General features: G+C 26.8%; 20 protein-coding genes. 7 read left to right on the forward strand and 13 right to left on the reverse strand.

Annotated features, from left to right (window positions below; genetic code table 11):
• Position 1 precedes the first annotated feature (1 nt).
• Entirely contained in the window at positions 2-1,336 is a 1,335-nt protein-coding gene (locus ACRYA_RS08910) for a hypothetical protein (RefSeq protein WP_105916851.1), read from the reverse strand.
• A 98-nt stretch (positions 1,337-1,434) separates the two neighbouring features.
• Between ACRYA_RS08910 and ACRYA_RS08915 the strand changes: the two genes are divergently transcribed.
• Together ACRYA_RS08915 and fliM are read left to right on the forward strand one after the other, a co-directional pair.
• Positions 1,435-2,484, forward strand: a complete 1,050-nt coding sequence (locus ACRYA_RS08915) for a flagellar basal body P-ring protein FlgI (protein ID WP_105916852.1) — start codon at positions 1,435-1,437, stop codon at positions 2,482-2,484.
• 6 nt (positions 2,485-2,490) lie between these two features.
• On the forward strand, positions 2,491-3,606 hold the full coding sequence (gene fliM, locus ACRYA_RS08920; RefSeq protein WP_105916853.1) for a flagellar motor switch protein FliM: 1,116 nt from the start codon (positions 2,491-2,493) through the stop codon (positions 3,604-3,606).
• Between the two features lie 10 nt (positions 3,607-3,616).
• On the opposite strand, the gene pyrC is transcribed toward fliM, so the two are convergent.
• The 3 genes from pyrC to ACRYA_RS08935 are packed head-to-tail and all read right to left on the reverse strand — an operon-like array spanning position 3,617 to position 6,231.
• The gene (pyrC, locus tag ACRYA_RS08925) at positions 3,617-4,642 is read right to left on the reverse strand and encodes a dihydroorotase (RefSeq protein ID WP_105916854.1); all 1,026 of its coding nucleotides are present in this window, start codon (positions 4,640-4,642) and stop codon (positions 3,617-3,619) included.
• On the reverse strand, positions 4,643-4,981 hold the full coding sequence (locus ACRYA_RS08930; protein WP_105916855.1) for a P-II family nitrogen regulator: 339 nt from the start codon (positions 4,979-4,981) through the stop codon (positions 4,643-4,645). It lies immediately after the preceding gene.
• 56 nt (positions 4,982-5,037) lie between these two features.
• On the reverse strand, positions 5,038-6,231 hold the full coding sequence (locus ACRYA_RS08935) for an ammonium transporter (RefSeq protein WP_105916856.1): 1,194 nt from the start codon (positions 6,229-6,231) through the stop codon (positions 5,038-5,040).
• A gap of 227 nt (positions 6,232-6,458) precedes the next feature.
• On the opposite strand from ACRYA_RS08935, the gene ACRYA_RS08940 reads away from it, so the two are divergent.
• Both ACRYA_RS08940 and ACRYA_RS08945 read left to right on the forward strand, forming a co-directional pair.
• Positions 6,459-8,387, forward strand: a complete 1,929-nt coding sequence (locus ACRYA_RS08940) for an ankyrin repeat domain-containing protein (RefSeq protein WP_105916857.1) — start codon at positions 6,459-6,461, stop codon at positions 8,385-8,387.
• Complete coding sequence (locus ACRYA_RS08945; RefSeq protein WP_105916858.1) at positions 8,384-10,861, forward strand: [protein-PII] uridylyltransferase family protein; 2,478 nt, start codon at positions 8,384-8,386, stop codon at positions 10,859-10,861. Before ACRYA_RS08940 ends, ACRYA_RS08945 begins: the two co-directional genes overlap by 4 nt.
• Before the next feature lie 13 nt (positions 10,862-10,874).
• Here ACRYA_RS08945 and ACRYA_RS08950 read toward each other — a convergent pair whose 3' ends face one another.
• From ACRYA_RS08950 to tkt, 9 genes are all read right to left on the reverse strand, one after another.
• A complete protein-coding gene (locus ACRYA_RS08950) occupies positions 10,875-11,348 on the reverse strand; it encodes an ankyrin repeat domain-containing protein (protein ID WP_105916859.1) in 474 nt (157 codons plus the stop codon).
• A gap of 104 nt (positions 11,349-11,452) precedes the next feature.
• Positions 11,453-12,703 (reverse strand): arsenic transporter, encoded by a 1,251-nt coding sequence (locus ACRYA_RS08955; RefSeq protein ID WP_105916860.1) that lies wholly within the window; start codon positions 12,701-12,703, stop codon positions 11,453-11,455.
• On the reverse strand, positions 12,697-13,008 hold the full coding sequence (locus tag ACRYA_RS08960; protein WP_105916861.1) for an ArsR/SmtB family transcription factor: 312 nt from the start codon (positions 13,006-13,008) through the stop codon (positions 12,697-12,699). Before ACRYA_RS08960 ends, ACRYA_RS08955 begins: the two co-directional genes overlap by 7 nt.
• Positions 13,008-13,244, reverse strand: coding sequence for a thioredoxin family protein (locus ACRYA_RS08965; RefSeq protein WP_105916862.1), 237 nt, complete (start codon positions 13,242-13,244; stop codon positions 13,008-13,010). The genes ACRYA_RS08960 and ACRYA_RS08965 overlap by 1 nt, the downstream gene beginning before the upstream one ends.
• Positions 13,245-13,266: 22 nt before the next feature.
• On the reverse strand, positions 13,267-14,229 hold the full coding sequence (locus ACRYA_RS08970) for a permease (RefSeq protein ID WP_105916863.1): 963 nt from the start codon (positions 14,227-14,229) through the stop codon (positions 13,267-13,269).
• The gene (gene chrA, locus ACRYA_RS08975; protein WP_105916864.1) at positions 14,222-15,367 is read right to left on the reverse strand and encodes a chromate efflux transporter; all 1,146 of its coding nucleotides are present in this window, start codon (positions 15,365-15,367) and stop codon (positions 14,222-14,224) included. The genes ACRYA_RS08970 and chrA overlap by 8 nt, the downstream gene beginning before the upstream one ends.
• A 26-nt stretch (positions 15,368-15,393) precedes the next feature.
• A complete protein-coding gene (locus tag ACRYA_RS08980; protein ID WP_105916865.1) occupies positions 15,394-15,822 on the reverse strand; it encodes an arsenate reductase ArsC in 429 nt (142 codons plus the stop codon).
• A gap of 149 nt (positions 15,823-15,971) precedes the next feature.
• Positions 15,972-16,331 (reverse strand): gamma-glutamylcyclotransferase family protein, encoded by a 360-nt coding sequence (locus ACRYA_RS08985; protein ID WP_105916866.1) that lies wholly within the window; start codon positions 16,329-16,331, stop codon positions 15,972-15,974.
• A gap of 65 nt (positions 16,332-16,396) precedes the next feature.
• Positions 16,397-18,313 carry a transketolase gene (gene tkt, locus ACRYA_RS08990; RefSeq protein WP_105916867.1) on the reverse strand — a complete coding sequence of 639 codons (1,917 nt, stop codon included), beginning with the start codon at positions 18,311-18,313 and terminating at the stop codon, positions 16,397-16,399.
• A gap of 101 nt (positions 18,314-18,414) precedes the next feature.
• On the opposite strand from tkt, the gene ACRYA_RS08995 reads away from it, so the two are divergent.
• The 3 genes from ACRYA_RS08995 to ACRYA_RS09005 are packed head-to-tail and all read left to right on the forward strand — an operon-like array spanning position 18,415 to position 23,525.
• The gene (locus ACRYA_RS08995) at positions 18,415-19,632 is read left to right on the forward strand and encodes an MFS transporter (RefSeq protein WP_105916868.1); all 1,218 of its coding nucleotides are present in this window, start codon (positions 18,415-18,417) and stop codon (positions 19,630-19,632) included.
• Between the two features lie 46 nt (positions 19,633-19,678).
• Positions 19,679-21,394: a transporter substrate-binding domain-containing protein gene (locus tag ACRYA_RS09000; RefSeq protein WP_105916869.1), complete on the forward strand. Its 1,716-nt coding sequence runs from the start codon at positions 19,679-19,681 to the stop codon at positions 21,392-21,394.
• A 52-nt stretch (positions 21,395-21,446) separates the two neighbouring features.
• The gene (locus ACRYA_RS09005) at positions 21,447-23,525 is read left to right on the forward strand and encodes a HAMP domain-containing methyl-accepting chemotaxis protein (protein ID WP_105916870.1); all 2,079 of its coding nucleotides are present in this window, start codon (positions 21,447-21,449) and stop codon (positions 23,523-23,525) included.
• Positions 23,526-23,561: the final 36 nt, after the last annotated feature.

A 23,561-nucleotide genomic window follows, 5' to 3' on the forward strand; every position in this document is an offset into this window, starting at 1 on the left:
ATTACTCTTTTATTTTTATTGTTATTTCTAAAGTTTTATTATTTAATAATTTTGATATTAAACTAGCTATATCATTCACATTTGAACTGCCAATATCAAAATTACTATTTAAATTTTCTAATTGTTGCTGTTCTTGTCTATTTTGATTATCAATTTGCATAGCATTTGATATATTTGAACTACTCAAAGCTTCAATTAAATCTTGCTCATTTAAACTATCTAACTCCAAAAAATCATCACTCATATCTTCTCCTTTTTTGCTTATATCAGCTGGGTCTTGATTTTTTAAATCAAGTTCATCAAAATCAAAATTTTCTAAAATAAACTCATCTAACTCTTCTATTTTTTGATCATCTAGATTTTCTTCTTCAACTTTTTCCTCTAAGTTATCAATTATATCAATATTTTTATCTATTTTATTCATATCTTCGTTTTTGTTAAAATCTATATCTTCAAAAACTTTATCAAAATCAAACTCAAAATCTTTAATACTTTCTAAATTATCTTCTTCAGCATCTTCTTTTTTATCATCTTCTTGCAAAACTATATTTATAGGTTTAATACTAGTTTCATTCATATCAAAAATTGTATTATTTGGAAAAATCTCATCTAAAAAATTTGTATCTTCAAAAGTCTCACCAACAAACTCATAATCATCTTCATCAACTATACTAGTATTCAAAATGTCCTGTAATAAATCCTCATCACTTTTTAAATCTTCGTTAAAAGTTGAATCATCATCATAATCGAAAGAGACATTATTTAATCCAAAATTTTCATCAAAATCTTCCATATTAATATAATTTGTATCTGTTTTAACTTCATCTGAAGTGTCAACTTCAATTAAACTATCAAGTTCTTTTATATTAATTCCAACTGGTTCTTCTAAAATAGAACTAGTTAAATGTTTATCATTCTCTTTCTCTTTACTTTCTAAAAGATTCGCTAACTCATTATCTAAAACCAAATCTTCATTTTTTAGCTCTAAATTTTTATCTTTTTCATTTGAAATAATTCTCTCATATTTTCTAATTATATAATTTGGTATCTCTTCTAATGAATCAATTGATAAATCATTTACTCCATATTGAAGTAAAAATTCTTCTTCTATTCCATCTTTTTGTTTTAAAAACTTAAATCTACTTTTCTTTATTATTTTATCTTCATCAATCAAGTAAATATCGTTTGGATTTATAGCTATTTTCTCTTTTAAGATTTCAATATTTGATACATCTTCAATTTTTACATCTTCTAAAATTGTCTCTATTTTAGAATTTACTAAAATTTTTTGTACTTCATTTTTAAAGTTTTGATTTCCGTAGATGAAAATATTCAATATCTTTTGCCCTATATAATTTAAAATTTTGCTTTGATTATACCTTTTTTTATTAAAATTTCGATAAAATAAAAACTAAAAATTTATAAAGGATTTTTTTGAAAATTTTTATTATCATCTCTTTACTTATTTGCTCTTTGTATTCTCAAACTATAAAAGATATTTCAAATGTTATTGGAATAAGAGACAATCAACTTATTGGTTATGGTCTTATTGTCGGACTACCAGGAACTGGTGATAAATCTAAGTTTACAATGCAAAGCTTACAAAACTTACTTACAAACTCATATATAAAAATTCCTGCTGGTTCTATTAATTCAAAAAATATTGCTGCTGTTATGGTAACTGCTGATTTACCAGCATTTTCAAGACAAGGTGATAAAATCAAAGTTACAGTTTCTACTATTGGTGATGCAAAATCTATAGATTTTGGTGAGCTTTTAATGACTCAACTAAAAGGTGTTGATGGAAATGTTTATGCAGTTGCTCAAGGAACTGTTGTAGCAAATACAAATAATAAAACAACAGGTTTTATATATGAAGGCGCTACAGTTGAAAATGAGATAGATTATGAACTTCAAGGTGAAAAATCTATACAGTTGAGTCTATATAAAAATTCTGCAAAAAATGCTGACTTAGTAGAGAAAAAAATAAATGAAGTGTTTGGACAAAAACTTGCTACTGCTTTGGATACTCGAACTATTGAAGTTCAAAAACCAAACAATATGTCAATAGTAAGCTTTATTTCAAAAGTTGAAAATATAGAGTTAGACTCTACATTTAGAAAAAAACTTATTATTGATGTAAATAGAGAGTCTATTATTGCAGGTGGAGATATTGTTATTTCACCAATAGTAATAGCAAGAAATAATTTCACAATAAGAATTGATAAGTCAGGATTAGGCGATGTAGATTGGAATAATCCATCTATAAATAAAGGTGTTGATATTGGTGATAATGTAAAAATTGCAGACAAACCAGTAATTGATATAAATAATGCTATGATAAATACAAAAAATGAGCCAACTGTATCTGATTTAGTTCGTTCTATGAAGGTGATGAAAGTTCCTATGAATGAGATTATAGATACCCTTAGAATGATTAAAGAAATGGGTGCTATTGATGTTGATATTGAATTAAGAGGATAATGAACTATGGCAGAATTTTTAAGTCAAGATGAGATAGATGCTCTTTTAGATATAGCTGAGCAAGGTGATGATATTGATGGAACAAATCCACTTGATAAATTTACAGCTAAAGAGAAAAATTACTCTATATATGACTTCAAAAAACCTAATAGAGTAACACTAGATCAACTAAAAGCTCTTACAACAATGCATGATAAGATGCTTAGAGAATTTACAAATGATTTAAGTTCAATGCTTAGAAAAGTTGTAGATGTAAAACTAACATCAATTGAACAGATGACTTATGGTGAATTTATTTTATCTATTCCTCAAGTTACATCTCTTAGCACATTATCTATGAAACCTCTTGATGGAAGAATTGTAATTGAGTGTAACCCTACAATTTCACATAAGGTAATAGCTGATTTACTAGGAAGTGGTGCTGTAAATACTATGGATAATCTTGATAGAGAATTAACAGAAATAGAGATAAAAGTCCTTGAGCATTTTTATAAAATGTTTATTAAAATTTTATATAAAACTTGGAGTGATGTTTCTAGTTTAAATTTTAAAATAGAATCTAGTGATACAAATGCAAATGCTATTCAGATAGTTTCAGATCATGATATAGTTTTACTTGTAGTTTTTGAAATAACTATCGATGAAGATTCAGGTTTTTTATCTATTTGCTACCCTATTTCTTATATTGAACCTCTACTAAATAAAATTGTTGATAAGATTTTTAGTGAAGGTAAAAACAAAAAACTAAGCAGAAAACAAGATATAAAAACTCTAATTTCAGGTGCTAGAATGAAAATAGAACCAATTATGGCTGAAACAGAGATGACTACTTTAGAAATTTTAAATTTAAAAGAGGGTGACGTAATTGTATTTAACAAAAATGCTGCCTCATCTGATAGTATAGTTTATGTAAATAAAAAAGAGAAATTTTCTGCTGTTTGTGGAATTTCAAATAATAGAAAAGCTATTGAGATTAGATCAAATCTTGATAAAGAGAAACAAGAGACTTTAGAATCTCTTAGACTTATGAGAGAAGAGAGAGAACAAAAAGCAAAAGAGAATGCTGAAAATATTAAAAAATTAATAAATGAAAGAAAAGGTTCTAATTTTTCAATAGGCTAAATTTAGCCTATTATTTAATACTCTCTATACTCCAAGATATAGTTTTTCCTGCATACATCGGTACAACTTTTTCATCTTTATACTCATAAATAGCTGGAACTGTAAAATCTTTTTTTATTAGTTTTATAATTTTTTCTTTTATATTTAATCCATAAATATTTTTTGCATTATTTGATACAAAATCATTTAAATTATTCAAGCAACCATATTTTTCAAAAAGTTCAACTAAAACTTGTAAAGCAATTGGTGATGTGAAAACTCCTGCTGCACAACCACAACACTCTTTTTTATGTTTTGGATGAGGAGCACTATCACTTCCAAACATAAGTTTTGGATGAGCTTTTAAAGCTGCATTTAAAAGTGCTGTTCTATCTTCAGGTCTTTTTGCTATTGGTTTACAAAAAAGATGAGGATCTAACATTCCACCTGCTACATCATCTAAAGTTATTAGTAAATGGTGCAAAGTAACTGTCGCATAAAGATTTGGATAAATATCTAGTAATTCAACCGCATCTTTTGTTGTAATATGCTCCATAATTATTTTTAAATCTGGAAAAGATGAAGCAATACTTTCATAAATTGCCATAAACTCTTTTTCTCTATCCATTACAAAACCATTTGTTTCTCCATGAATACATAAAGGAATACCAAGCTTGCTCATATTTTCCAAAGTAGCTCTTAAAACTTCAATATCCATAGATGAAACTCCTGTTTCAGAGTTTGTTGTAATTCCTGCTGGATATAGCTTTATTCCAATTATCTCATCTTTTATATCTTCCAAAAATTCAAAGCTATAGTTATTTTGAAAAAATAGTGTCATATATGGCGTAAAATTATCATCTTTGCATGCTTCAATAATTCTTTTTTTATAAGATAGAAGAGCCTCTTTTGTTGTAATTGGAGGAACTAAATTTGGCATAACCAAAGCACCACTAAAACTGTTTGACGTAAGAGGAGCAACAAGCCGAAGCATGTCACCATCTCTTAAATGCAAGTGCATATCCATAGGTTCATTTAAAATAAATGTCATTTCCATTTAGATAGCTTCCTCATCTTGTTCGCCTGTTCTAATTCTTATAATTTTTTCAATAGATGAAACAAATATTTTACCATCTCCAATATTTCCAGTCTTTGCAGCTTCTGTGATTACTGATATTATTTTATCAACATCTTCATCAGCAACTATTAACTCTAATTTAATTTTTGGTAAAAAATCAACAACATATTCAGCACCTCTATAAAGTTCGCTGTGTCCTTGTTGTCTTCCATAACCTTTAACATCTAATACAGTCATACCTGAAATTCCAGCTTGAGTTAATGCATCTTTAACATCTTCAAGTTTAAATGGTTTAATTATAGCTTCTATTTTTTTCAATATTAATCCTTTCTTTAGTTCAATTATTTTAACAAAATTTTATTAAACTAATATTATTAGAATGCTCGTTTAAATTCTGGATAAGCTTCCAAACCGCACTCTTCAACATCTAAACCTTGCATTTCTTGGTCTCGTTTTGCTCTTATTGGCATTATTTTATGTAAAATATACAACAATACATAAGAACTTACAAAAACAAAGACTCCAACAAATACAACCCCTTTTAATTGTCCTAAGAATGTAATATCATCGCCATTTGAAGCGAAAATTCCAACTGCTAATGTTCCCCAAATTCCATTTATTAAATGTACAGATAAAGCTCCAACAGGATCATCTATTCTTAATTTGTCAAACATAAATACACCAAGAACAACCAGTATTCCACCAATTGCTCCTATTAAAATAGGAGAGTAAACACCAACTACATCAGCTGCTGCTGTAATTGAAACAAGACCACCTAAACCACCATTTAGAATCATTGTAATATCAAACTTTTTGTACATAACATACATCATTATTGCTACTGAAATTGCTCCTGCAAAACCAGCTGTATTTGTATTTAAAATTACCAATGAAACAAGATGTGCATCCTCTTTTGTAGCAATACTACCTACACTTCCACCATTAAATCCAAACCAACCAATCCATAAAAGTAAAGCTCCCAAAGTTACCAAAGGAATATTTGAAGCAGGAATAACTCTAACTCCACCCTCTTTTGTATATCTTCCAGTTCTAGCTCCTACTATTAGTAAAGCAGCCAATAAAGCCCAACCACCAGTACTGTGTATAATTGTAGAACCTGCTAAATCATGCATTGATGATATATCTAAGATTGTATCTTTTAGGAAATTTGAACCCCAAGTTAAATTAACCACTAAAGGATATAAAATAGAACTCATAATTATTGTAAATATTGCTATTGGTATTACTCTAGCTCTTTCACTAATACCACCACTCATAACATTCATTGCCTTTCCAACGAAAGCCATCTGAAATAAAACCGTTGCATAATTTATATTTTCATCGTTTAGTCCTTCTCCAAATGCTAAAGAATAACCAACTAAAACGAATGCTAAAGATGCAATTGAAAAAATAAGAATATTGATAGTTAATACAGCAGTAACATTTTTTGTTCTAACAATTCCAGCTTCCAACATAGCAAAGCCAGGATACATAAAAACAACCAAAGTCATCGCAAACAGTACGTAGAGTGTGTCAATAATATATGACATATCAGACATAGTTTCCATAAAGTAGTCCTTTTAGAGAGTAAAGTCTCCAGCGCTGGACGAGCAGAATTTTATCAAATAAAAGATTAAATAAAGATAAAATATCTTACTTATAGCTTAAAATTTAAATATTTATATTTTTTATCTCTTTTATGTATATTTTAGTAACACTTTTTTAAATATTCTTTTAATTAATATTTAAATTACTTTGATTGTAATATAATAAAAAAAATTTAGGAAGTAAAATTATGATAGGATTACTTGGTTCTAAAAAATTCTCAAATGATGATTTGATAAAAGAGCTTTTAAGCCCTAATTTAAATATTGAGAATTTAAACAAAATAAAAGAGAAATCAAAGATAGATTTAAACTCTTTATACTTAAACGGTGAACCTATTTTAATAGCTTGTTGTAAAAAAGATTTATACAATTCTTGTTTATGGTTACTTGAAAATAAGATTGATTTGGAGCTTGAAAACAATCTAAAAGAGAGTGCATTATTTTATACAATATACTCAAAAGATAGTAAACTTCTAGAAACTTTATTAGATTTTGGTGCTAATTTAAACCACTTAAACAACAAAAATAGAACTGTTCTTCAAGAATCAATTCATAATGCAAATAAAAAAATAGTTAGATTTTTAATACAAAAAACAAACTCTTTCACAAATTGTGATAATGATGGTAATAATGTTCTTTTTGACGCAGTATCAAATGGAAATATGAATATTATAAAAAAAATAGTCTCTTTAGAAAAAATTGATTTAAACCATAAAAATAAAATTGGAGATACTATTTTACATCTTGATAATTGTTACAATAATATTGATTTGGCTATATATTTACTAAATCAAGGTGCAAATCCAACAATCCCAAATAATAAATCAATTAGCTACTTATTTTTCGCTGCTACAAAAGGTTTGGAAGCTTTTACTTTTATAAAAAGAGCATCTGAACTAGAGTTTAACTTAAATATAAAAAATCATGAAAATAAAAATATTTTAATGAAAGCAGTTGAACACTTTTTACAAATTCAAAATAGAGAAAAAAAAGATAGTCAATCTGAATTAATTAAAGCTTTAGTACATCAAAATATAAATGTTCAAGCAATGGATAACAAAAATGAAACAATATTTTTTAATATCACAAGAAGTTTAGATAGAGATTTAATTCACTATTTACTAAACAATCTTGAAAAATTAAATCTAAATAGACAAAATGTAGAAGGTCTTACAGTTTTATCAATTTTAATATTAAATGGCATAGCTAATATGGATTTGATTAAACTATATATTGAAAAAGGTGCTGATTTAGAGTTCAAAAATAGAGATAATGTTTGTGTAGTTGAAACTCTTATAAATATTATTTTACATTTAGAAAATGAGCAAAATCTTGATTTAATTTATAAAGAAAATCTAAATCAAAATGCTCAATACAAAGATATTTTAGAAGCTTTAACAACAAGCTATAATCTTGATTTTAACAGATTAAACTCTAAAAACAAACCACTATTTTTTGATAGCTTATTAAATTTTAACTTCTCATTATTTAAGATTTTAAGAACAAAAAATCTACAAATAAATTCAACTGATATAAATGGTAATAATATTATTTTTCATCTTTTAGAGCAAGATTTGCAAAAAAGAGTTGAAAATAGAAGAGTTTTATTGAATACTATAAAAAATTTAGTTGTTGCAGGAGTTGATATAAATGCCACAAATGATATAGGTATTACAGCTTTAGAGTTTGCAATTTTAAATGAAAAAGATGATATTTTGAAACTTATTTTGGATTTAAGAGCAAATACCAACTTTGTAGATGAAAAAGGAAGAAATCTAATCCATACAACAATTTTTAAAGATAAAGAAAAATATATTAAAACAATATCTCAATACAACAATACTATTGTAAATCAAGCAGATAATTTTGGAGCAAAACCTATAAATTATGCTGCTTTTATGGGTAAAAAAAGTGTTGTTTTGGAACTTATTGATTTAGGAGCATCTATAAATAACTCAGGTAAAAAATCACCAAATATCTTGGAATTCTTAAAAAGATATCACAAGAATATTTTAAATCTAAGCTTTGGTGTTGATGATTCAAACAATAAATCAAACCTAAATAAATTAGCTGAAAATATGATTTTAGAGTTTGAAATAGATATTTCAAAACAATGATTAAATCTTTTGATATAGCAAACTTTAAAGATAAAAGTAGTTTTGAAGTATCAAAAATATTTAAAAAAACTTATCTAGATTATAAAAACAGTGCAAACACAAGCAATAGTAAACTCTTTTTCAAACAAAACACAAAAAATATAGATAAATTCTTATTTCAAATTTTCTCTTATTTAAGTGTAGATAGTTTTAAACATAACTCATTTGTTAGCTTCGTTGCATTAGGATCTTATGCAAGAGTTGAGTTATGTTTACACTCTGATATTGATGTTATGATTTTATACAAAAATAGTAGCTCTTATGATATTTTAAAAATCATAGAACGATTTGTAGCTTTTGCTTGGGATTGTGGATTAAATCTTGGATTAAGAGTTGTAAATATTAATAATATTGATGAAATGTATGATTTAGCAAAAAATGATATTACAATTAAAACTTCACTTCTTGAATCAAGATATATTTTTGGTTCAAAAAAAATTTATGAAGATTTTGAATTATTTGTAAAAAATCTAAGACAAATAGATAAAAAAGCTTTTGTACAAGAGCAAATAATGACTCACACTCAAAGATTAATAAAATATCCACTAAATATGCAAGTAAATTTAAAAGATGGTTATGGAGGAATAAGAGAAGCAAATATGCTTTTTTGGATTTTAAATGTTGTGTATGATGTTCAAAAAGCAAAAGAACTTGTAGGTACAAAACTAAATTCTGATGCTTATAAAAGATTCACAAACTCTTTAGATTTTATATTCCAAACAAGAAATGCTCTTCATACTATTCACAAAAAAAAGGTAGATACAATTACTTTTGACACGCTTCTTGAAGTAAGTAACAAACTGAATTTTAAAAATGAGTTTGAATTTATGGCAAAACTATTTTCAAGCCTTCACATAATTCATAATTTTCACTCAAATATGAGTTCAAAATTTATAAGAACTATGTTTTTTGATGTTTCAAACTTAGAAATTTTACGCAAATCAAGATTTAAAAAAGGTATTTATATTTTAGAAAATAAGATATATTGCTCTTTTCATAGAAGTTTTGTTAATTTAAAAACTCTTTTAAAAGAACTAATATCATTTCCTCAAACAATAAAAGGTTTTGATAGATCTTACATATACTTTGCAAGTAAGGTTAAAATACCAAAAATCATAAATAAATCACTAAAAAAAGATATTAAAACACTTCTTACAAATGAAAATTTGTACCCTATTTTAAAACTATTTTATAATAGTGAATTAATAAATAGTTTAATTCCAAACTTCAAGAAAATATCAAATCTAGCACAATTTGATGGTTATCATAAGCATCCAGTAGATATTCACACACTACAAACAGTAAAATATAGTATGTACATAGATGATGAATTTATTAAATCCGCTTTTAACTCTCTTTGCAAGGAGGAGCAAATTTTAACAAGACTTGTTGCACTTTTTCACGATATTGGTAAAGGAAGAAAAAAAGATCATCATATTATTGGTGAAAATATTTTCAAAAAAACTATGAAAAGTTTTGGTTTTGATGATGAATTTATAAAAATGGGCGCAAATATAATAAGATATCACGACCAAATGTCAAAAACTGCAACAAATGAAGATATTTATTCACAAAAAGCTATTTTAAACTTTATAGGATTATTCAAAAATATAAATGAACTAAAGATTTTGTATGTTGTAACTTATTGTGATATTTGTGCAGTTAATAAACCTCTTTACAATAGCTCAATTTCAATGCTTTTAAAAGAACTTTACAAAAAAAGTATCTTAGCTTTTGAAAATCCAGAACTTATAAAAGAGAGTATTACTAGAGTTTCAAAACTAAATAAAATGAAAACTTTAGAAAAATATCAAGAGTTGCCAAATATTTTAAAAAGAAAAATAGCTCAAATATCTTCAAATCAGATGTTTTTAAGACTAAAAAGCAAAGATATCTTAAATATTGCAATAAAAGCAAAAGATGTACAAAACTACAGTTTTGATATTATAAATGATGATTTTCTGAAAATTAGAATTATTAGAAAAATTCCTTTAAATTTAGGATATTTATTAGGAAGACTTCAATATATGGATATGAATAGTATGAATATTTTCAAACTATATGATGAGAAAAAGAATTTTGAAATATGCTTTTCAAAAAAAGCTTTAGATGAAGAGCTTTATTTAATCGAAGAAATAATACATGAATCTTTTGATATGAGTAAAAAAATAAGAATAAATAAACCAATTATAAAAAAAGATGATGTAAAAATAGACTTTAATCATAGTGAATATTTAGCATCTTTGAAAATAAATACAAAAGATCAAAAAGGACTTTTTGCATATATTGCAAAAGTTTTTGATGATTTTAATATAGAAGTTGAAAGTGCAAAACTTATTACTTCAAAAGGCTATGCAAAAGATCTTATTTTGATAGAAAAAAATGATAATTTCTATAAAAATATAGAGGAAATCTTAAATCTCATTTGTATCTAAAATCTAAAATACTCTATTGATTTTGTAATAATTTTTTTGCACAATTTCCCATAAAATCTTCTAGCTCAAGATCAGCACCAGATTTAATCAAAAATTCTGTACTCTTTTTTTTATTGTATAAAATTGCATATATTAAAGGTGAAGTTCCTATTTCATCTAAAATATCTATATTTAAACCACATTTTAAAAGTATCTCTAGAGATTTTATATCATCTAAACAAACGGCAAAATTTATTGCATTTAGATGAAAGTTTACTCTAGAACTAACTCTTAAATCAAAAAGCATCTTTATATACTCATATTTTTTATTTAATATTGCAAAATATAAAATATTTCTACCTTTACAATCTCTATGATTTATATCCAAAATATTTAAACTAAATAATCTAATCAAAGTTTCCCACTCATTTTTTTTGATTAAGTTATCAAAAATATCACTAGAAGCGATTAAATTTAGTTTTTGTCCTAAAAGAGTATTGTTACACAAAATATTTCCTTTTTTAAAATGATAATGAATATCATAATATATAAAAGTTTAAAGTTTATTTAATTCTTTTATCTTTTACAATTATTTAAAAAAAGACAATTATGTTACAAACTCAATAATACAATAAATAAAACAGGTGGTGTAATAATCAAACCAAATTTACTATATTGCGCAAATGATATTTTTACACCTTTTTTTGCTAAAACATGCAACCAAAGTAAAGTAGCAAGACTTCCAAATGGTGTCATTTTTGGTCCTAAATTACATCCTACTATATTTGCATAAATCATTGCTTGACTTCCAATATCATGTAAGGCAATATCCATAATCATAATTGTTGGCATATTATTCATAATTGCACTTAAAAATGCTGCTATAAATCCTGTCCCAAGTATTGCAATTGTGTCACCTCTTAAGCTTAAATCCTTTAAAACAATAGTTAAATAATCAGTTAATCCTGCATTTTTAAGTCCATAAACAACTATATAAAGCCCTATACTAAACCACACAACTTGCCAAGGTGCTTCTTTTATAATCTCTTTTGGTTTTACAGCTTTTGATAGTGTTGCAATTATTAAAAAAATAGTTGCTCCTCCTAAAGCAAAGAGGGAAACTGGTAAACCATAAATATCTCCAACAAAATAACCAATAAGTAAAATTGCTAAAAATACCCAAGAAAAATAGAATAATCTCATATTTTTAATAGCACTTTTTGGCTCTTTTAATAAAGTTATATCAACCGTTTTTGGAATATCTTTTCTCAAAATCAACCATAAAAAAAGAATAGAAGCAATAACACTTACAATAAAAGGAACTAACATATCAAAAAAATATTGAGAAAATCCGATATTAAAATAGTTTGAAGTTACTATATTTGTAAGATTGGAAAATACAAAAGGCAAAGATGCACTATCACTTATAAATCCACCTGCAAGTAAAAAAGCAATAATTGTCTTCATATTTAGTTTCAATATTCTCATTTTTGCGAGCAATATTGGAGTTAAAATAAGTGCTGCTCCATCATTTGCAAAAAGTGCTGAAACGAATGCCCCTAATAAAATAGAATAAATAAACATCAACATTCCATTTCCATTTGAAAACTTTGCCATTTTCAAAGCACACCATTCAAAAAAACCAATCTCATCTAAAACCATAGATAAAATAATAATTCCAATAAATGCTAAAGTTGCATCCCAAACAATATTACTTACAATTAAAACATCATTTAAACTAACAACTCCCATAAATAAAGCAATAATTGCTCCAATTACAGCAGTTGTACCTATTTGTAAGCCCTTTGGTTGCCATATTACAAAAATTAAAGTTACTAAAAAAATCAAACTTGCAATTAGCATAAATCACACTCTTTTTTAAGTATTGGAATATCCAATTCTAAATAACTTATCTCTTTTAAAATTGATTGCCTAAAAATATCCAAAGGAGATACAATACTATAGTAGGCCCATCTTCCTCTTCTATCAACTTTTAAAAATCCAGCTTCCTTTAAAATCTTAAGGTGCCTTGATACTCTTGATTGTATCATTGAAAAAGAGTTTTCAATATCACAAACACAAACTTCATTATGAGTATTTATGAAATTTAATATTTTAACTCTAGTTTCATCATTTATAGCACCAATTGTTTGTAAAAAATTATCCACTATTTTCCTTTTAACAAATTAATAATTTCTTCAACACTTAATAATTTTCCACTACTTTTAACAACACCATCAACAACAAGTGCTGGAGTACTCATAACACCATAATTCATAATTTCAACTATATCTTCAACTTTTTTTACTTCATGAAAACCACCAATTTGTGAAACTGCTTGTTTTGTTGCAACTTCCAAAGCCTTACATTTTGTACAACCTGTTCCTAAAATCTCTATTTTCATCTATTATCCTTTTTTTTTAATATTATAAAACTGCATTAAAGAAAAATCCTGTTAAAAGTATGGCAAAGCCAACAACTGTAAAAAAGATTGCTATTAACTTCAAGCTTAAAACTCTTTTTAAAATTAAAGCTTCTGGTAAACTCAAAGCCACAACTGCCATCATAAATGAAAGTGCAGTTCCAATTAGCATCCCTTTTTGTGTTAATACTTCTACAAGTGGTAAAATCCCAGCTGCATTTGAATACATAGGAATTCCCATAAGAACAGCAACTATTGGTGCATACCAAACATCTCCACCTGCATATTTACTTATAAATTCAGTTGGAATATATCCATGAATAAATGCTCCAATTGCAATACCAACAATTACATACAAATAAATTTTTAGAAATATATCTTTTGTATAATCCCATGACTCTTTTAATCTTGAAGATATTAAAGTTGTATCTTCATTTGAATTTCCACAGCAACTATTTATTGGTTTCACCTCTATTAAAACCTCTTTTTCTAAATTCATAGCTCCTATTACTAGACCTGCAACAATTGCTATTAACAGAGCAAAACCTACATAAAGCAAAGTAATTTTCCAACCAAAAAGTGAAAACAACAGTGCAATTACAACTGCATCACTAAGCGGTGCTGAAATCAAATATGAAAAAGTAACACCCAAAGGAATTCTAGCTTGCAAGAAACCCAAAAATAGTGGAATTGCACTACAAGAACAAAAAGGTGTTAATATTCCAAAAAATGCTGCAAAAACATGTCCAAAGATTTTATGTTTTCCAACTAAATAATCTCTTATCTTCTCAACTGGAAAATAACTTCTCAAAAATGTAACTAAAAAAATAATCGTAATTAAAAGTATAAATATTTTTATAGTGTCATAAATAAAAAAGTGTAAAGCTTCACCTAAATGGCTTCCTTTTTCTAATCCTAAAGTATCAAATACAAACATTGCACTCAAATTAACTAACCAATCAAACATATAAACTCCTTAATATTCCATATAAACAATAAAACATAATCAAAAATAATAGAGAATTTTTGAATTTTCTAATCAAAAAAAATCCTACTATTCCAAAAATCAAATCATAAACATTTACAATTCCACTTGGAGTTACAATTGTAACTAAAACACTAAACAATATTGCAACAACACTTGCATTAATTCCAGCAACTATTTTTGAAATAGTAGGATTTTTTGAATAACTTTCAAAGCTTTTGTAAAAAGCTAAAATCAAAAGAAAACCTGGTAAAAAAATTGCAATTGTAGCAACAACTGAACCTAAAAAAGGTGACTCTTCAAAAGTAACAACTCCAATATATGAAGCAATAGTAAACATAGGTCCTGGAACTGCTTGAGCTAGTGAGTATGCAACTAAAAAACTATTTTCATCTATATTTATATTACTTTTAATTAAAGGAAGAACAACATGCCCTCCTCCAAAAACCAAACTTCCAACTTGATAAAAAGAGTTAAACAGACTTAATAGTTTATCTTGACTGGCTAAAAGTGGCAAAAATATCAATAAAATAAAAAAAATATACAAAGGCAACATATAAGGTTTTTCATATTTTATTTTATTGGTATTATTCTCTTTTATAAAAAATAGTGCAACAAAACCTGAAATAACTAAAACTATAATTTGAGCAAAAAATGTTTGATTAAAAATTAAAAACAGCGTTGCAAAAACAAAAATTATTTTACTTGTTGTAGTTTTACAAAGTGCTTTAAACATACTAAAAGTTGCATCTGCAACAATTACCACAGCAAATAGTTTTAATCCACTCATCAAAGCATAAATAACACTACTGTTTTCATAGATATTCTGAAAAGTTGCAGCTAAATATAAAAGTAAAAAAGATGGAAAGGTAAATGCAATAAAAGCAAATATTGCACCAATAATCCCACCTTTTTTTAATCCAATTGTAAAACCAACTTGTGATGAGCTAGGTCCTGGTAAAAACTGGCTAAGTGCTACAATTTTTGAAAACTCTTCATCACTTAGCCAATTTAATTCTTCGACAAATTTTTTTCTAAAATAACCAATATGAGCTATTGGTCCTCCAAAACTAAAAAGACCTAAGATAAAAAAGTGCCAAAAAATTGAGATATTTATCATTATTATTTTAAAGCTTCAACTACTTTTCACAGAAAGTTTTTATCATCATCCGATGATAAAAACGCATTTGCTACTTTTGGAAGTAAAATTTCTTCTATCTCTTTATATGTAGCTTCAAATGCATCAAATCCTTTTCCATCTGGATCTTCAAATCCCACATGAATTTTTGGTACTAGCTTTGGAAACATCGGACAAGTTTCGTTTGCATGGTCACAAACAGTTACAATTAAATCATACTCATTATTTATTACTGTATCAAGAGTTTTTGAATGATACTCTTCTTTCCAAATGCCTTTATCTTCAAGCAACTTTTTAGCATTTGGATTTACTCTTCCACTTGCTTTTACACCTGAAGAATCTGCACTAATTCCATCTAATTTAGCATTTATTAAAGCTTCAGCAATAATACTTCTACAAGAATTTCCTGTACATAAAATTAAAACTTTTTTCTCCATTTAAATATCCTTTTTTTAATAAAGAGAATAGTATCAAAATATTTATTACATATCAATATATATTGATATGTAATAAATATTAATTCTTAAAAGGCTATCAAATATTTTATAAAATATAAGAAAATTATATTTTTAACATAAATTTTACTCTATATTTTCTCTTCATACATCTCAATAATCTCATCTTTTAATGTATAAATATAAGTTTGTACCTCTACTTCATCATATCTTTCTACAACAACAGGAGTTCTAATAAACTCAACTCCCTCAAAAATATCAAGATTTTCCCAATGGTTTATCAAATTATCAGAGTAAAACAAAAACCCATGAATATTATCATCACCCATTTCAAGCCTAATACCAGGATATCCCATACTAGAACTCCAACCTGCATCTATTAATTTTCCTTTTACCGTTGCAGGGACAAATTTTCCAATAATATTTTCTAAAACATATGCATTTGGACAGTTTGGCATCAATGTGCCATATACAAAAAGTGAATCTTTCATTTATTCCTTAAGAGTTTTAAGAGAAAAAAGATGAGAAATAATATCTTCTCATCTTTTTATTTTATTTATTTTTTAAGGTCTGCTATAATTTTTGCTTTTAATTTATCTATTGTAAATCCAAACTCATCAAAAAGCTTATCTGCAGGTCCACTAGCACCAAAACTATCCATTCCAAATACAACATCTGCATATTTATAATACTCAAGAGCTCGTGCAGCTTCAACTGCATAAACTCTTGTTTTTTGGTCTATTATTTTGTTTATATAAGTTTCATCTTGTTCTAAAAGTAAATCAAAACAAGGAACAGAAACTATATTTGCAAGAATTCCCTCTTTTTCTAAAGCACAAGCAGTTTGTAATGCCAAATTAACTTCACTTCCACTTGCCATAATTGTGATAGTTGCATTCTCTCTTTTTGTTAATAAATATCCACCATTTAAAACGCTTCCAAAAGCTTTATCATCTTTTAAAACTTTTAAACCTTGTCTCGAACAAACAAATGCTGTTGGAGCTTTCATTTTAAGTGCTATTTTCCAAGCTTCAACATTTTCACTAGCATCAGCTGGTCTAAATGTATAGAAATTTGGTAAAGCTCTAAATTGTCCTAAATGTTCTATTGGTTGGTGAGTTGGTCCATCTTCTCCAACACCAATACTATCATGTGTCCAAATAAAGTGTTGAGGAATTCCTGCAAGTGCTGCAATTCTTGCACTAGGTTTTAAATAATCAGAAAAAACAAAAAATGTTGCAGAATAAACTCTAAATAAACCATATAAGTTCATAGCATTTACAATAGCTGCCATTGCATGTTCTTTAATACCAAAATGGATATTTCTTCCATTTGGGAAATCTTTCATATCTTTTAGTTCTGTTTTATTTGATGGTGCTAAATCTGCGCTTCCACCTAAGAAACTAGGGATTTTTGCAGCAATAGCATTTAAGATTTTATGATTTGAATCTCTTGTAGCAACACTACTTCCAGCTTCAAAACTTGGATAAACTATGCTATCAAAATCTGGGTTTTGTAACTCATCTATTTTTTTAAGAGTTTGTGAACTTAAACTATCTTTCCAAGCATTTTGAGCTGTACTTCCTACGATTAATTTATCAAATGCACCTTTTACATCCGCACTTACTTCAAAATCAACCTCAGGATTAAACCCAGCTTTTATTTTTGCTTGTTTTATCTCATCAACTCCTAGAGGAGCTCCATGTGAGTGATGGCTTCCTTCAAGAGTAACTGCACCTTTTGCAATAACTGTTTTAGCAATAATTAAAACAGGCATTGTTGAACTTTTTGCTTGAACAAAAGCTTTATCAATTTGATCAAAATTATGTCCATCTATTTCAATTACTTCAAAATCAATTGCTTGAAATCTTTTTTTAACATTTTCACTCCAAGCAAGACTTGTATCACCCTCAATTGTAATTGAATTGCTATCATAAATAATCACAAGATTATCAAGTTTCATATGCCCAGCAGTTGAAGTTGCTTCGTAAGAGATTCCTTCTTGTAAATCTCCATCTCCACAAAGACAATAAACTTTATGATTTATTACATCTTTTCCTAATAAATTTTGTGCATATTTAGAAGCCATAGCAAATCCAACAGCATTTGCAATTCCTTGTCCAAGTGGTCCTGTTGTGATTTCTATTCCATGAGTATGTCCATATTCTGGATGTCCTGGAGTTTTTGAACCAGATTGTCTAAAGTTTTTCATATCATTTACTGATACATCAAATCCCCATAAATGAAGCAAAGAGTAAACCAAACCAGTTGCATGACCACCTGAAAATACTAATCTATCTCTATTTAGCCATTTTTCATCGGCTGGATTTATATTTAAATGCTTGCTTAAAACTGTTGCAATATCAGCAAGTCCCATAGGAGCTCCAGGATGTCCTGAATTAGCTCTTTGTACCATATCAGCAGCTAAAAATCTTATTGTATCTGCTTGTTTTTGAAGTAGTTGTTTTGACATAGATTATCCTATATTGTGAGTGATTTTTTAAATTTAGCAGGATTATATCGAAACTATGTTTAAGACTTTTTAATCTAAAATTACAAAAAAAAGATTATATAATGACAAACTCTCAAAATAGAACTATTTGGATTTTAATCCTATCTTCATCACTTATTTTAGCAATTACAATGGGAGTTAGACAATCCTTAGGTTTATTTATAGCACCTATAAACTCTTCAACTTCTCTTAATATTATATCTATTAGTTTAGCTCTTGCTATTGGACAATTTATTTGGGGATTAACTCAACCAATTTTTGGTGCAATTGCAGATAAAAAAGGCTCTTTTGGTGTTTTAGTTTTTGGTGCATTATTGATGTTTTTTGGTTTAATTCTAACTCCATTCTTAACTTCAGAATTTTCAATTATTTTAACCTTAGGTCTTCTTGTAGCAGCAGGTGCTGGTGCTGGAAGCTTTTCAATACTAATTGGGGCAACAGCAAAAAATCTTCCTAGTGAAAAAAGATCTTTTGCTGGCGGATTTATAAATGCTGGTGGATCTTTTGGGCAATTTGTTTTTGCTCCACTAGCACAAGCTATTATAAATAGTTTTGGATGGATTTACTCTATGATTGTTCTTGCCTTTTCTACACTTTTAACTATTCCTTTAGCAAAAATTCTATCTTCAAAAAGTAAAGAAGAGACAAAAATAGAAAATGTAATACAAAATGATATAAGATTAAAAGAGCAATTAAAAGTAGCTTTAAAAGATAAAAGTTATTTATATTTAAATTTAGGATTTTTTACTTGTGGATTTCATGTAGCTTTTTTGGTTACACATCTTCCTCATGAAGTTTCTCTTTGTGGACATAGTGCAAATGTTTCAGCCTACTCTTTGGCTTTAATTGGACTTTTTAATATCTTTGGAAGCTTATATGCTGGATATTTGGGGACAAAGTATAAAATGAAATATATCTTAGCTTTTATTTATGCAAATAGAGCTTTGATGATTATTATATATTTATTGTCACCTAAAACTGAATTGACTTTTTATATTTTCTCTATTGCAATTGGTTTTACTTGGCTTGCAACAGTTCCACCAACAGCAGGAATTGTAGGAAAACTTTTTGGAACAAAATATCTTGCAACTTTATTTGGATTAACTCTTTTATCTCATCAAATTGGTGGCTTTTTTGGAGCATATTTAGGTGGATTATTTATCAATAGTTATGGTAATTTCTCTTTAATGTGGTACCTAGATATAGCTTTAGCAATAGTTGCAACAATTGCTAATTTACCCATAAAAGAAGATGAGATTAAAAAAATTAAAAAAAATTAGAATTTCTTGCTATAATAAATACATATGCTTCTAAAAAAGGAAAAAAATGAAAATATTTTTAACTACAATATTGTTAGTTATAAATCTGTTTTCACAAGATATTATCGCAAATCTTGAATTAACTACACAAGAAAAAGAGTTTATAGAAAAGACTCATTTCAATGTTGCTATTACAAAAAACTGGTATCCATTTAGTTTTGAAGAAGATAATCATAAAGCTCTTGGAATATCATCTGAATTTTGGGAAATTATTGTAAAGAAACTAAATCTGAAAACTACAAATACTTTTTTTAACTCTTTTGATGAACAGATAAAAAGTTTTCAAAGTGGAAAAAGTGATATTATTTTTAGTGTAGGAGAGAGTGAATCACGAAAAAAATTTGCATATTTTTCTAATGAGTATTTAAAATTTCCAATATCAATAGTTACAAAAAAAGATGAACACTTTATAGAAAACTTAGATGAAATTATAAATAAAAAAATTGCAGTTGGAAATAATTTCACAGTACACAATTTGCTAAAAGAGAAATATCCAAATATTGATTTAGTTTTAGTAAATAGCGTAGAAGAAGGATTAAATCTAGTATCAAAAAATAAAGTTTTTGCTTTTGTTGATATAAAGCCTATTCTTACATACAATATTGCAAAATTTGAATTCAAAGATTTAAAAGTTAGTGGTAACTCAGGTATTGATTTCTCTTTAAAAATTATGGTTAGAAAAGAGCATAAAAATTTAATTCCGATAATAAATAAAGCAATTGCAACTGTACCAGCTAGTGAAATTATGGTTATTGTTAATAGTTGGAATAATGTACAATTTCAAAATTCAATAGACTACACAATTATTTTGATTTTGATTTTTTTAGTATTTTTTGGTGCTATTGCATTTATTCATAGAACAGCAACTTTAAATATTTTAAACAAAAAATTGAAATATACAGTTGAAGAAAAGACAAAAGAGTTGAAGTATTTAAATGAAAACTTACAAGTAAATATAGATAAAAAAACAAAAGAGTTACTTGAAAAAGAGGCAATTTTAAATCAACAATCAAAAATGGCAGCAATGGGAGAGATGATTGAAAATATAGCCCATCAATGGAGACAGCCATTATCTGTAATATCTACAATATCAAGCTCTTTAAAAATAAAAAAAGAGATGAATATTTTAGATGATAATGAGTTTTATGAAGCTTTAAAAAATATAAATCAGACATCTGAACATTTATCAAATACTATTGATGATTTTAGAAATTTTTTCTCTCCAAATAAAGAGATGAATAAATTTTATGTATCACAACTAATAAAAAAATCTAAAGATTTAATAAAAAGTAGATTTGATAAATTTAATATTAAAGTTATTGAGAATATAGATGATATAGAGATTTTATCCTATCAAAATGAATTATCTCAAGTAATTCTTAACCTTTTTTCAAATTCAATTGATGTTTTATCTTCAAGTGAAATAGAAAATAAAATAATATATATAAAAATACATCATGACGAAAATAATTTATATATTGAATTCTTAGATAATGGTGGGGGAATTAAAGATGAGTTTATAAATAGGGTTTTTGAACCATATTTTACTACAAAACATAAAAGTCAAGGAACAGGAATTGGTCTTTATATGTCACTACAAATTGTAACAAAACATTTAAATGGAGAAATTACTGTAAAAAATGATAATTTTATACAAAATAATATCCAATATTTTGGTGCAAAATTTAGTATCTCTCTACCAATTTATCTTAAAAATAGCTAATAATCTTATATTCATTTAGATATAATCATTAACTTTATTTAAAAGGGAAATTATGTCTATAAAAAGTAGATTAATAGCTTTATCTTTGGTATTTATCTTATCATTGATTACTATTTCAACTGTCTCATATTTTAATACAAAAAACTCATCTATTGACTTTACTAATATATCCGAAGAAAGGATTCCTATACTTTTAACAGTAGCTGATTTAGATGCTTTAAGATTTAAAATTAGAGCTATAACTCATGAAGTTTTTTCAATTCATAAAGATTCAGAATATTCAAAAAATCTTCAAAATATTAAGAATATTAGAGAAGAGACTTGGAATAATATTAATAAACGATGGGAATATTTTGCCAGTACTCCAAGACAAACTGAAGCTGGTAAAAAAGCATTTGCTACTTTAGAAACTTCATTTAATGATTGGAAAAAATCACATGAACCTATAAATCAAAGCTTAATTCAATTAATCGAAAACAAAGATGAAGATAAAATTGAGTCTTTGCTAAAAGAGTATGAAAATAGCGTAAAAAAGATGATCCCTATTTCAAATATTTTTGGTAAGCTTTTAGAAGAACAAAAAACAAGAACTGTAAACTATGCAACTAATATGGTTAAAGATTCTGTATCATCTTCAAATAAGGCTCTTACATTAATTGTAATATTATCACTTATTGTTATGACAATTAGTATTGCATTTACCTCTTTAACTATAAGTTTTGTTGTAAAATCTTTAAATAAACTTCAACAAGGTATCTTAGGATTTTTCTCATTTTTAAATGAAGAGAGTAAAACTGCTACACTAATAGATTTAAAAAATAAAGATGAATTTGGTGAAATTGCAAAAGTAATAAATGAAAATATTGAAAAAACTGAAATCTCTATAAAAAAAGATGATGAATTTATTAATGCAACAGAACTTTTCATAAAAGAACTTTCAAGTGGAAATATGCTTGCAAAAATAGAAGTTGAACCAGACACACAAAACTTAAAAGTTTTAAAAGAACTTTTAATTAAAATGCAATATTACTTAGAACATACAATTGCAAGAGATATAAACAGACTACTTTTTGTAATAGATAGTTATAAAAAATATGACTTTACTGCAAGATTTCCAAGTCCTTATGCAAAAATTGCTGTTGCTATGAATGAATTAGGAGATGAAATTTCTGCTCTTTTAAGACAATCTTATGGAACAGGTTTAATGCTAGAAAATAGTTCTCAAGAGCTTTTAGAGAATGTAAATGTTCTAAATCAAAGTTCAAATGCGGCTGCTGCTTCTTTGGAAGAGACTGCTGCTGCTCTTGAAGAGATTACTTCAACAGTAATTAGTAATGCAAATAATGTAGAATTAATGACTAAATTTTCACATGAAGTTAGTAATTCAGCTAAAAAAGGTCAACAATTAGCAAATCAGACAACAAATGCTATGGATGAGATTAATAACCAAGTAAATAAAATTAATGAAGCAATTGCCGTAATTGACCAAATAGCATTCCAAACAAATATTCTTTCACTAAATGCTGCTGTTGAAGCTGCAACTGCAGGAGAAGCAGGAAAAGGGTTTGCAGTTGTTGCTCAAGAGGTGCGAAATCTTGCAAGTAGAAGTGCAGAAGCTGCAAAAGAGATAAAAAATATAGTTGAAAATGCTACATCAAAAGCAAATGAAGGAAAAAATATTAGTTTTGAGATGATCCAAGGTTATACAGAACTTCTTGAAAATATAGAAAAACAAAGTGAAACAATAAATGAAATTGCAACAGCTTCAAAAGAGCAACAAGCTGGAATTACACAGATAAATGATGCGGTAACTGGTCTTGATCAACAGACACAACAAAATGCAAATATTGCTTCTGATACAAAAAGTATTGCAATAAATGCGGATAATATTGCTAAAAAAATTGTTAGTGATTCAAATAACAAACAATTTGTTGGAAAAGAAGATGTTGAAAAAGAGAATAAAAAAATTAATTCTACAGTTAAAAACAATCATCTAATTGTTGAACCTACTAAAAAAGCTACAGAAATTAAACAATCAGCTCCAAAAAAAGCTATGGATACAAAAATAGCAATAAAACAAAATGAAATAAAATCATCTACAAAAGATGATGATGAATGGGAAAGCTTTTAAAATAGAGATTTTTCTCTATTTTAAAATATACTTATA

It is taken from the genome of Aliarcobacter cryaerophilus ATCC 43158, assembly GCF_003660105.1.
Lineage (GTDB): Bacteria > Campylobacterota > Campylobacteria > Campylobacterales > Arcobacteraceae > Aliarcobacter > Aliarcobacter cryaerophilus.

Bases quoted from the DNA above. Each gene is read 5' to 3' on its own strand.
- ACRYA_RS08970 (WP_105916863.1), bottom strand. From the start codon at position 14,229: ATGTTTGATTGGTTAGTTAATTTGAGTGCAATGTTTGTATTTGATACT.
- ACRYA_RS08940 (WP_105916857.1), top strand. From the start codon at position 6,459: ATGATAGGATTACTTGGTTCTAAAAAATTCTCAAATGATGATTTGATA.
- ACRYA_RS08965 (WP_105916862.1), bottom strand. From the start codon at position 13,244: ATGAAAATAGAGATTTTAGGAACAGGTTGTACAAAATGTAAGGCTTTG.
- ACRYA_RS09005 (WP_105916870.1), top strand. From the start codon at position 21,447: ATGTCTATAAAAAGTAGATTAATAGCTTTATCTTTGGTATTTATCTTA.
- ACRYA_RS08995 (WP_105916868.1), top strand. From the start codon at position 18,415: ATGACAAACTCTCAAAATAGAACTATTTGGATTTTAATCCTATCTTCA.
- ACRYA_RS08980 (WP_105916865.1), bottom strand. From the start codon at position 15,822: ATGGAGAAAAAAGTTTTAATTTTATGTACAGGAAATTCTTGTAGAAGT.
- ACRYA_RS09000 (WP_105916869.1), top strand. From the start codon at position 19,679: ATGAAAATATTTTTAACTACAATATTGTTAGTTATAAATCTGTTTTCA.
- ACRYA_RS08935 (WP_105916856.1), bottom strand. From the start codon at position 6,231: ATGGAAACTATGTCTGATATGTCATATATTATTGACACACTCTACGTA.
- ACRYA_RS08985 (WP_105916866.1), bottom strand. From the start codon at position 16,331: ATGAAAGATTCACTTTTTGTATATGGCACATTGATGCCAAACTGTCCA.
- tkt (WP_105916867.1), bottom strand. From the start codon at position 18,313: ATGTCAAAACAACTACTTCAAAAACAAGCAGATACAATAAGATTTTTA.
- pyrC (WP_105916854.1), bottom strand. From the start codon at position 4,642: ATGGAAATGACATTTATTTTAAATGAACCTATGGATATGCACTTGCAT.
- ACRYA_RS08945 (WP_105916858.1), top strand. From the start codon at position 8,384: ATGATTAAATCTTTTGATATAGCAAACTTTAAAGATAAAAGTAGTTTT.
- ACRYA_RS08955 (WP_105916860.1), bottom strand. From the start codon at position 12,703: ATGCTAATTGCAAGTTTGATTTTTTTAGTAACTTTAATTTTTGTAATA.
- chrA (WP_105916864.1), bottom strand. From the start codon at position 15,367: ATGATAAATATCTCAATTTTTTGGCACTTTTTTATCTTAGGTCTTTTT.
- fliM (WP_105916853.1), top strand. From the start codon at position 2,491: ATGGCAGAATTTTTAAGTCAAGATGAGATAGATGCTCTTTTAGATATA.